Source organism: Pseudonocardia sp. ICBG601, from assembly GCF_020496245.1.
The window spans coordinates 1-8,136 of sequence record NZ_JAHLJA010000240.1; the positions used below are offsets into that span (position 1 = coordinate 1).

General features: G+C 72.5%; 12 protein-coding genes and 4 pseudogenes. 6 read left to right on the top strand and 10 right to left on the bottom strand.

Features of this window, described 5'->3' with window-relative positions; translation table 11 throughout:
* Nucleotides 1-104 precede the first annotated feature (104 nt).
* A pseudogene (locus KPL57_RS68980) lies at nucleotides 105-212 on the top strand (hypothetical protein); the annotation flags it as partial.
* A gap of 76 nt (nucleotides 213-288) precedes the next feature.
* Nucleotides 289-513 (top strand): chlorite dismutase family protein, encoded by a 225-nt coding sequence (locus tag KPL57_RS68985; protein ID WP_264200078.1) that lies wholly within the window; start codon nucleotides 289-291, stop codon nucleotides 511-513.
* Nucleotides 514-551: 38 nt separating this feature from the next.
* Here KPL57_RS68985 and msrB read toward each other — a convergent pair whose 3' ends face one another.
* Together msrB and KPL57_RS63400 are read right to left on the bottom strand one after the other, a co-directional pair.
* A complete protein-coding gene (gene msrB / locus KPL57_RS63395) occupies nucleotides 552-947 on the bottom strand; it encodes a peptide-methionine (R)-S-oxide reductase MsrB (RefSeq protein ID WP_063718729.1) in 396 nt (131 codons plus the stop codon).
* Between the two features lie 189 nt (nucleotides 948-1,136).
* Complete coding sequence (locus KPL57_RS63400) at nucleotides 1,137-1,346, bottom strand: hypothetical protein (protein ID WP_374203984.1); 210 nt, start codon at nucleotides 1,344-1,346, stop codon at nucleotides 1,137-1,139.
* A gap of 55 nt (nucleotides 1,347-1,401) precedes the next feature.
* Between KPL57_RS63400 and ligD the strand changes: the two are divergent.
* Nucleotides 1,402-2,407: pseudogene (gene ligD, locus KPL57_RS63405) on the top strand (non-homologous end-joining DNA ligase).
* 92 nt (nucleotides 2,408-2,499) lie between these two features.
* Complete coding sequence (locus KPL57_RS63410) at nucleotides 2,500-2,694, top strand: hypothetical protein (protein WP_075305685.1); 195 nt, start codon at nucleotides 2,500-2,502, stop codon at nucleotides 2,692-2,694.
* Here KPL57_RS63410 and KPL57_RS63415 read toward each other — a convergent pair whose 3' ends face one another.
* From KPL57_RS63415 to KPL57_RS63435, 5 genes are all read right to left on the bottom strand, one after another.
* Nucleotides 2,695-3,522 (bottom strand): hypothetical protein, encoded by an 828-nt coding sequence (locus tag KPL57_RS63415; protein ID WP_308253506.1) that lies wholly within the window; start codon nucleotides 3,520-3,522, stop codon nucleotides 2,695-2,697.
* A 197-nt stretch (nucleotides 3,523-3,719) separates the two neighbouring features.
* The gene (locus tag KPL57_RS63420; RefSeq protein WP_226359237.1) at nucleotides 3,720-4,178 is read right to left on the bottom strand and encodes a glycine betaine ABC transporter substrate-binding protein; all 459 of its coding nucleotides are present in this window, start codon (nucleotides 4,176-4,178) and stop codon (nucleotides 3,720-3,722) included.
* Nucleotides 4,179-4,198: 20 nt separating this feature from the next.
* A complete protein-coding gene (locus KPL57_RS63425) occupies nucleotides 4,199-4,537 on the bottom strand; it encodes a glycine betaine ABC transporter substrate-binding protein (RefSeq protein ID WP_226359238.1) in 339 nt (112 codons plus the stop codon).
* A gap of 327 nt (nucleotides 4,538-4,864) precedes the next feature.
* Nucleotides 4,865-5,797 carry a glycine betaine ABC transporter substrate-binding protein gene (locus tag KPL57_RS63430; protein WP_075311603.1) on the bottom strand — a complete coding sequence of 311 codons (933 nt, stop codon included), beginning with the start codon at nucleotides 5,795-5,797 and terminating at the stop codon, nucleotides 4,865-4,867.
* Nucleotides 5,798-5,891: 94 nt separating this feature from the next.
* Nucleotides 5,892-6,167: an ABC transporter permease subunit gene (locus KPL57_RS63435; RefSeq protein ID WP_226359239.1), complete on the bottom strand. Its 276-nt coding sequence runs from the start codon at nucleotides 6,165-6,167 to the stop codon at nucleotides 5,892-5,894.
* Nucleotides 6,168-6,232: 65 nt separating this feature from the next.
* Here KPL57_RS63435 and KPL57_RS63440 point away from each other — a divergent pair, with 65 nt between their 5' ends.
* Both KPL57_RS63440 and KPL57_RS63445 read left to right on the top strand, forming a co-directional pair.
* Nucleotides 6,233-6,550 (top strand): hypothetical protein, encoded by a 318-nt coding sequence (locus KPL57_RS63440; RefSeq protein ID WP_226359240.1) that lies wholly within the window; start codon nucleotides 6,233-6,235, stop codon nucleotides 6,548-6,550.
* 30 nt (nucleotides 6,551-6,580) lie between these two features.
* On the top strand, nucleotides 6,581-6,718 hold the full coding sequence (locus tag KPL57_RS63445) for a hypothetical protein (RefSeq protein WP_226359241.1): 138 nt from the start codon (nucleotides 6,581-6,583) through the stop codon (nucleotides 6,716-6,718).
* Here the strand turns inward: KPL57_RS63445 and KPL57_RS63450 are convergent.
* The 3 genes and pseudogenes from KPL57_RS63450 to KPL57_RS71545 form a co-directional block, all read right to left on the bottom strand.
* Complete coding sequence (locus KPL57_RS63450; RefSeq protein WP_226359242.1) at nucleotides 6,696-7,052, bottom strand: hypothetical protein; 357 nt, start codon at nucleotides 7,050-7,052, stop codon at nucleotides 6,696-6,698. The genes KPL57_RS63445 and KPL57_RS63450 overlap by 23 nt on opposite strands.
* A 283-nt stretch (nucleotides 7,053-7,335) precedes the next feature.
* Nucleotides 7,336-7,521, bottom strand: a pseudogene (locus tag KPL57_RS68990) (ABC transporter); the annotation flags it as partial.
* Between the two features lie 67 nt (nucleotides 7,522-7,588).
* A pseudogene (locus KPL57_RS71545) lies at nucleotides 7,589-7,744 on the bottom strand (ATP-binding cassette domain-containing protein); the annotation flags it as partial.
* Nucleotides 7,745-8,136: the final 392 nt, after the last annotated feature.

The following is an 8,136-nucleotide window of genomic DNA, read 5'->3' on the forward strand; positions in this document are numbered from 1 at the left end:
GCACGACGCCGACTACATGATCTGGTGGCACGCCTCGGAGATCGAGTCGCTGCAGGGCCGCCTACTCCGACCTGCGCCGCACCACCGCGCTCGGCCGGGCCAGCGTGCCGGTCTGGAGCCAGAACCGCGCTGCACCGCCCGGCGGAGTTTCAACAAGAGCCACGTCCCGGCGTTTCATGGCCGGCGAGGACCCGAAGCGCTACGTCTGCGTCTACCCGTTCGTCCGGTCCTACGAGTGGTACCTGCTGCCCGACGCGGAGCGCCGGAAGATGCTGGGCCGACCACGGCATGGAGGCCCGCGACTACCCGGACGTGCGTGCCAACACCGTCCCGGCCTTCGCCCTCGGCGACTACGAGTGGATCCTCGCCTTCGAGGCCGACGAGCTGTACCGCATCGTCGACCTCATGCGGCACCTGCGCGGCACCGAGGCCCGCCGCCACGTGCGCGCGGAGATCCCGTTCTACACCGGCCCGCGGGTCGAGGTCGGCGACCTCGTCGCGTCCTTGCCGTGAGCCGGTGTGCGGGCCGTCGCGCGACGGCCGCCCCGGTGTCAGCCCTCGGTGGGCTCCAGGGTCAGCGAGACCGAGTTGATGCAGTAGCGCAGGTCGGTCGGGGTGCCGTAGCCCTCGCCCTCGAACACGTGGCCGAGGTGGCCGTGGCAGTTCGCGCACAGCACCTCGGTGCGCGTCATGCCCAGGCTGGAGTCGACCCGCTCGATGACGGCGTCGCCCGCGAGCGGGGTGAAGAACGACGGCCACCCGCAGTGCGACGCGAACTTCGAGTCGCTGCGGAACAGCTCCGCCCCGCAGGCCCGGCAGCGGTAGACGCCGGTGGTGGTCGTGTCGGTGTACTCACCGGTGAACGGGCGCTCGGTCCCGGCCTTGCGGAGCACCTGGTACTCGGCCGGGCTCAGCTGGGCCCGCCACTCCTCGTCGGACTTCTGCACCTTCGGGCCGGGAGCTCGGACCCGAGGCGGTGGTGTTGCGGCTGAACAGACCCATGCATCCACGGTAACCCGTTGATCGGTCGTGCGCCGCCGGTCGTCGGACCCGGGTGGCTCGTCAGACCCAGGTGGCGACCACGAACCCGGCCGCGTTCGCGATGACCCACGCCGCGACGAACAGCAGCAGCACCGTCACCGCGACCGCGGCGGCCCGCCGGGGGCCCCGCAGCCGGTTCGCCGACTCCGCGCGAAGTCCCCGACACCGCGGATGTAGCCCTCCACCGAGCACGACGGCAGCCGCTGCATGCGGTCCAGGTGCGCGGCGAACTCCCGCGCCTCCGGGTCCTCCGGGTCGAGGCCCAGCAGGTCGTCGTCGAACCGGGGGGACCGGTCGGAACTCATGGGCACACGATAGTCACCGGGGTAGGTTCGCCGGGTGGCGAGCCGTGAGGTCGTGATGCTGCAGGTCGACGGGCCGGACGGGCCGCGTGAGGTCCGCCTGACCAGCCCGGACAAGGTGGTGTTCGGCGAGCTCGGGATCACCAAGCGCGAGGTGGTCGAGTACTACGTCGCGGTGGGGGAGCCGATGGCGTCCGCGCTGCGTGACCCCGCCCACCAACCTGAAGCGGTTCAACTCCGGGGTGGACGGCGAGCCGTTCTTCGTCAAACGCGTCCCGAAGGGCGCCCCGGACTGGGTGCGGACCTGCACGGTGACCTTCCCCAGCGGCCGCACCGCCGAGTCGGTGTCGATCACCGAGCCGGCGACGATCGCCTGGGCGGCCAACCTCAACACCCTCGACTTCCACCCGTGGCCGGTCCGCTGCGCCGACACCGACCACCCCGACGAGCTGCGCATCGACCTCGACCCGCAGCCGGGCACCGACTTCGGCGACGCCGTCGTCGTCGCGCAGACGCTGCGCGAGGTCCTCACCGAGGCCGGACTGACCGGGTGGGCCAAGACCTCCGGTGGGCGGGGCGTGCACGTCGCCTGCCCGATCCGGCCCGAGTGGGACTTCGTGCAGGTCCGGCGCGCCGTCATCGCGATCGCCCGGCGCGTCTGTCGGGGTATCCCGGAGCTGGCCACGGTGGACTGGTGGAAGGAGGAACGCGGCGAGCGGGTGTTCCTCGACTACAACCAGGCGGCCCGTGACCGCACCATCGCCTCGGCCTGGTCGGTGCGCGGCCTGCCCGCCGCGACCGTCTCCATGCCGGTCACCTGGGACGACCTCGGCGAGGTCGACCCCGCGGGGTTCACCCTGCGCACCGTGCCCGGTCTGCTGGAACGCCACGGGGACCCGCACGCCGGGATGGCCGACGAGCGGGGGAGCTGCGCGAGGGCGCTGGAGTGGTACGCCGAGGACGAGGCCGAGCGCGGCCTGGGGGACCTGCCCTACCCGCCGGAGTACCCGAAGATGCCCGGCGAGCCGCTGCGGGTGCAGCCCAGCCGGGCACGCAAGCAGTAGCCCACCGCGGCCACGCCGACGACCGTCCAGATCACCGGGGCCGGGTCGGCGCACCGGCCCGGGGGCCGGGCGCGGTGGCAGAATCCCCTGCCATGTACGCGGTCCTGGACGACGGTCCCTACGCGGGCGAGCAGGTGCGCATCGACCCCGACGCCACCGGCCGTCCGCCGCGGACGATCGAGCTGTCCGACCCCGGCGGGGGCCCCAGGGGCTACGTGCTGATCGGACCGCTCGCCGACGCCGACCGCTGGCTCTACCGGAGCGCCCGCGACGACGTCGACGAGTGATCACGGTCGTGGAGCGCAGCGTCCGTGAGCCGGGCGGGATCCGCCACGACCGGTGATCACCCGTCGCGTTCGCGGGCGCGCTTGCGGCGCTTCCCCTCGTGCATGGCCGCGACCCGCGGCACCGGGATCGCCCGGCCCTCGGTGAGCAGCACCTCCGGCAGGGACGCGGGTGCGGGCCGCAGCTCCGACCAGGTCGGGCGCCCGTCGAGCAGACCGGCCACGGTGCCCACCGTGAAGTCGGCGGGCGAGGCCCCGTCCAGCTCGTCCCAGGTGAGGGGGAACGACACGGGGCAGGCCGGGGCGGGCCCGCGGGCTGTAGGGCGCGGCGAGGGTGGCCCCGCCAGCCCGGGTCGGGTCGAGGAAGACCCGCCCGCCGCGGTCGTCCCGGATGAACGCGGTCGTCGCGACGTCGGGGGCCAGCGCCGCGGCGCGGGCGCACACCGCGCGGGTCGCGGCGAACGCGTCGTCGATCGGGAGCTGCTCGGACAGCGGGACCCACCAGGTGCAGGCCGGTCGCACCGCTGGTCTTGACCGCAGCGGCGAGGCCCAGCTCGGCCAGCGCCGCCCGGACCGGGCGCGCGCGGCCGCGACGACGCGGTCGAAGCCCGCGCCGTCGGGCGGGTCGAGGTCGATGACGAGCTCGCCGGTGGTCGTCGCGCCGTGCGGCACGAGGGTCGGGTGGAACTCGACGGCGCGCTGGTTGCCGAACCACAGCAGCGTGCGGCGGTCGTGGCAGAGCGGGTAGTGCACGGTGCGCTGCGAGGACTCCGCCCACACGTCGACGGTCGGGATCCAGTCCGGTGCCCCGCGCGGGAGGTTCTTCTGCATGAACGGCGCCTGGCCGGGCGGGCCCGCACCACCGACAGGGGCCGGTCGGCCAGCGCGGGCAGCAGCAGCCCGGCGACGGCGTCGAGGTGGTCGAGCAGGGCCCGCTTGGTGACGCCGGCGCCGTCGAAGGCCTCGGCGTCGAGGCTGGTGAGCTCCACCCCGTCGCGGACCTCGTCGACCTGCCGGCGCGCCACGGCTCAGCTCCCGATGAACCCGCGCTCGGCCAGCCAGGCCCGCGCGACATCACGGGGGCTCTGCCCGCCTGCGGAGACCCGGCCGTTGAGCTGCTGCACGGTCTGCTGGTCCAGGGCCGCGGTGATCGGGGCGAACAGGTCGGCGACCTGCGGGGCCCGGTCGAACACGTCGGCCCGGAAGACCGGGACCGCGCTGTAGGTGATGTGGTAGCCGCGGTCGTCGGTGAGCACCTTCAGGCCCAGCGCCGGGATGCGGCCGTCGGTGGCGGCGACCTCGCCGAACAGGCAGACGCCGTCGGCCGTCGACTGGAAGATGACGCCCTGGTCGAGGGTCTTGCGCCGCTCGCCGGGCAGCTCGAAACCGTAGGCGCGCTGGAGCCCGGCGAGGCCGTCGGCGCGGGAGGCGTACTCGGTCTCGACGCAGACGTCGCCGGGCTGGCCGGAGCGGACGTAGGCGGCCATGTCGCTGATCGTGTTCAGGTTCAGCCGGGCGGCCGTCGCGCCCGTCGACGACGAAGGAGTACGTGTTGTCGAACCGGGCGCGGTCCAGCCACACCACGCCGTTCTGCACACGGTCGCGCGCGCCGCAGCTCGGCGAGGACCTGGTCGTCGGGCAGGGTGCGGGTCTCGCGCAGGTACGACGCCCACGCCGTGCCGGTGTACTCCCAGTAGGTGGAGATGTCCCCGGACAGCAGCGCCTGCCGGGTGGCGTCGGACCCGCCGATGTTGCACCGGTCGGTCACCGAGGCCCCGGCGGACTCCAGCGCCGCGATCGAGATCTGGCACAGGATCTGCTGCTCGTCGAAGTTCTTCGACCCCACGACGTAGGTCCGCCCGGACAGGTCGACGCGCCCCGGGCGAGCGACCCGGCCGACGCCCGTGGCCCGCCGCCGGCCAGGCCGGTGCAACCGCCCACCAGCAGCGCGACGGCGAGCAGGGCCGGGACCAGCGTCCGCAGCCTGCGGCCGGGGAAGGGGCTCACGGGATCGTCCTGGTTCGCCGGGAGGGCATGGTCCGGTCGCCGATCACGAACCGTCCCCCGGCGCAACGTTCACGCGCGCACGGTGATCGACCCGCGACACCGGACACCGCGACCCCGCACCCGGTGGAGCCGGGGCGGGGTCGCGGCGGGCGTACCGGGGGACACCTCAGCCGATGAAGCCCTTCTGGGTCAGCCACTCACGCGCGACGTCGCGTTCGTTCTGGCCGAAGGAGGACACCTTGCCGTTCAGGTCCAGGATGGTGTTGTAGTCCAGGGCCTGGGCGATCGGCGCCAGCACCTGCCGGACGGCGGGGTTGGCGTTGTAGACGTCGGCCCGGATGGTCGGTGCCGCGTTGTAGGTGACGTGGTAGCGCTTGTCGTCGTCGAGGACCTTGAGCTTCAGGCCGGGGATGCGGCCGTCGGTGGTGAAGACCTCGCCGAACAGGCACTTGTTGTCCGCGGTGGCCTGGTAGATCACGCCGGTGGCGAGCACCTGCGGGTTCTGGGCGGTGAAGCCGTAGGTCTTCTCCAGGCCGCGCAGGCCGTCGTCACGGGAGTTGTACTCGGTCTCCACGCACATCGAACCCGCCGGTGCCCGGCCCGACTTGATGTAGTCGGCCATCTGCGACAGCGTCGTGATGCCGAGCTCCTGGGACTTCGCCTCGGTCATGGCGAAGGCGTAGGTGTTGTTGAAGTTGGCCTTGTCCAGCCACTGGATCTTGTTCTGCTCCAGGTCGCGCTGGGCGACGAGGTTGTAGAGCTCGTTGTCGTCGGTGATCCGGCGGGTCTCCTTGAAGAAGGACGCCCAGGCGGTACCGGTGTACTCCCAGTAGATGTTGATGTCCCCGGCCAGCAGCGCCTGGCGGGTGACGTCGGTGCCACCGGTGTTGCAGCGGTCGGTGACGTTGCCGCCGGCCGACTCGAGCGCGGCGACGGTGATCTGGCAGAGCACCAGCTGCTCGTCGAAGTTCTTGCCGCCGACGACGTAGTTCTGTCCGCTCAGGTCGCCGGCCTGGGCCAGCGAGCCGCCGGAGGCCGACGGGCCGCTGCCGCTCAGGCCGCCACAGCCCGCCAGGGCGAGCGCCGCCGCGGCGGCCATCGCCGTCAGGGCGAGACGCCCGGGATCGTCCGAACTTCACGTGTCCTCCAGGGAATGCGGTACTGCGGGGATTCGGGGGCGAGCGGGGCCCGCGTCAGCCGGCGTTGCGGCGGACGGCGTACTCGGCGAGACCGGCGAGCCAGTCCACGATCAGGGCCAGCGCGGCGACGATGGTCGCGGCGACGAGGGTTCCGGTGGGGCGGCCGAGCTCCAGCATCCCCTTGATCGGCTCGCCGAGCCCGCCGGCGCCGACGTAGGTCGCCAGGGCCGCGGTGCCGACGTTCAGCACGAGCGCGACGCGGACGCCGGCGACCATGACCGGTGTCGCCAGCGGCAGCTCGACCCGCAGCAGCGTCTGCCGCGCCGACATCCCGATGCCGCGCGGACGCCTCGATCAGCGCCTTGTCGACCTGCTGGAGCCCGACGACGGTGTTGGTGAGCACCGGCAGCAGCGCGGCCAGTGCCAGCGCGACGACGGCGGTGGGCAGGCCCAGCCCGAGCGGGGAGAACGCGAGCAGGACGATCACGCCGAACGCGGGCAGGGCCTGCATGAACCCGGTGAACGCCAGGATCGGGCGCTGGATCCGGTGGGCGGACGGGCGGCTGATCGCGATGCCGGCCGGGATCGCCACGATGATCACGACGAGGGTGGACAGCCCGGTCAGCACCAGGTGCTCCCCGAGCCGCTCCCCGAGCGAGCTCGCGTTGATCACCGAGGCCTCGACGTCGTCGAGGCCCTGGGAGGCGGCGTAGAGCAGCACCCACACCACACCGACGACGGCGATGAGCGGATTGACGATCAGCGACCGGTCCAGCCGCCGGGTCCGGCGGACGACCGGCTCGGCCGAGGACGACCCGGACGGCGCGCCGGCGCCGGTCTCCTCGGCGGCGGGGGCGCTCACGAACCGGCCTTCGTCTTGAGGCCCTCGACCAGGTCGCGCCACCACAGCGCGCCCTGCAGCTTCTGCTGCTCGTCGACCACCCCGACCAGCTCGGTCTGGGAGTCGAGCATGACGTCGACGGCGTCGTAGACGGTCCCGGTGCGCGGCACCGTCACCAGCTTGGGCAGGTCGGCGGTGCCCGGCAGGTAGGCCCAGCGCACCGGGCGGCCCTGCGCGTCGGCCTCGTAGGTGGGGGAGCCGTTGCGGGCGGCGGTGCCGTCGAGGTCGACCGGCTGCAGCTCCAGGCGGGACAGCTCCAGCAGCGACAGCCGCCGGACCGCGGCGCCGCGCCGACGAACTCGGCGACGACTCATTGGCGGGGTGGGTCAGGATCATGTCGGGGGTGTCGTACTGCTGCAGCGTGCCGCCGGGCCCGAACACCGCGATCCGGTCGCCGAGCTTGACCGCCTCGGTGAGGTCGTGGGTGACGAAGCAGATGGTCTTGGCGATCTGCTGCTGCAGCTCCAGGAACTCGTCCTGGATGCGCTCGCGGGTGATCGGTCGATGGCGCCGAACGCTCGTCCCATCAGCATCACCGGGGTCCGCGGCGAGTCCGCGGGCGACGCCGACACGCTGCTGCTGGCCGCCGGAGAGCTGGCGGGGGTAGCGGTCGCGGTAGTCCTTGGGCTCCAGCCCGACCAGGTGCAGGAGCTCGTCGACCCGGGCGGCGATCCGGTTGCGGTCCCACCCGAGGATCTTCGGGACGACGGCGATGTTGTCGCCGATCGTGAAGTGCGGGAACAGGCCGACCTGCTGGATGACGTAGCCGATGCGGCGGCGCAGCTCGTCGGCGTTGAGTGGTCGGTGCGTCGTCGCCGTCGAGCAGGTGCGACCCGGTGGTGGGCTCGATGAGCCGGTTCATCATCTTGAGCGTGGTCGTCTTGCCGCAGCCGGACGGCCCGATGAACATCGAGATGGTGCCCTCGGGCACCCGCAGGTCGAGTTCCTGCACGGCCGGGGTGGTGGACTTCGGATAGGTCTTGCTGATGCCTTCGAGAGCGATCATCGGCTTGCCGGAATCAGACACGGATCCCCCTCGGGGTGGTGAAGCGCTGCACGATCCAGAGACGACCTCGTAGACCGCAGCCACGACGAGGCAGCCGAGCGTGGCCGCCAGAACCTGGTTGAACGAGTTGACCGATCCCAGCCGTTGCAGGCCGAGGAAGAGCGAGGAGCCGAAGCCAGGGCCGTTGATGCCGCGCCGGGCGACGACCGCGATACCGATGATGATCAGGACCGCGACCCGGATGCCGGACAGAATCAACCGGCCAGGCCCGGCAGCTGGATGGTGACCATCCGGCGGACCGAGCCCATCCCCATCCCCGTGCGGACTCGTGGACGGCGTCGTCCACCGAGGAGAGCCCGGCGACGACGTTGCGCAGCACCGGGTAGATCGCG

Coding starts and splice junctions, on each gene's coding strand:
- KPL57_RS63435 (WP_226359239.1), bottom strand. CDS start 6,167: ATGTCGGCGCGGCAGACGCTGCTGCGGGTCGAGCTGCCGCTGGCGACA.
- KPL57_RS63420 (WP_226359237.1), bottom strand. CDS start 4,178: ATGGCCGCCTACGTCCGCTCCGGCCAGCCCGGCGACGTCTGCGTCGAG.
- KPL57_RS68985 (WP_264200078.1), top strand. CDS start 289: ATGGAGGCCCGCGACTACCCGGACGTGCGTGCCAACACCGTCCCGGCC.
- KPL57_RS63415 (WP_308253506.1), bottom strand. CDS start 3,522: ATGCAGAAGAACCTCCCGCGCGGGGCACCGGACTGGATCCCGACCGTC.
- KPL57_RS63445 (WP_226359241.1), top strand. CDS start 6,581: ATGAGCGGATTGACGATCAGCGACCGGTCCAGCCGCCGGGTCCGGCGG.
- KPL57_RS63400 (WP_374203984.1), bottom strand. CDS start 1,346: ATGAGTTCCGACCGGTCCCCCCGGTTCGACGACGACCTGCTGGGCCTC.
- KPL57_RS63410 (WP_075305685.1), top strand. CDS start 2,500: ATGTACGCGGTCCTGGACGACGGTCCCTACGCGGGCGAGCAGGTGCGC.
- KPL57_RS63450 (WP_226359242.1), bottom strand. CDS start 7,052: ATGAGTCGTCGCCGAGTTCGTCGGCGCGGCGCCGCGGTCCGGCGGCTG.
- KPL57_RS63430 (WP_075311603.1), bottom strand. CDS start 5,797: ATGGCCGCCGCGGCGGCGCTCGCCCTGGCGGGCTGTGGCGGCCTGAGC.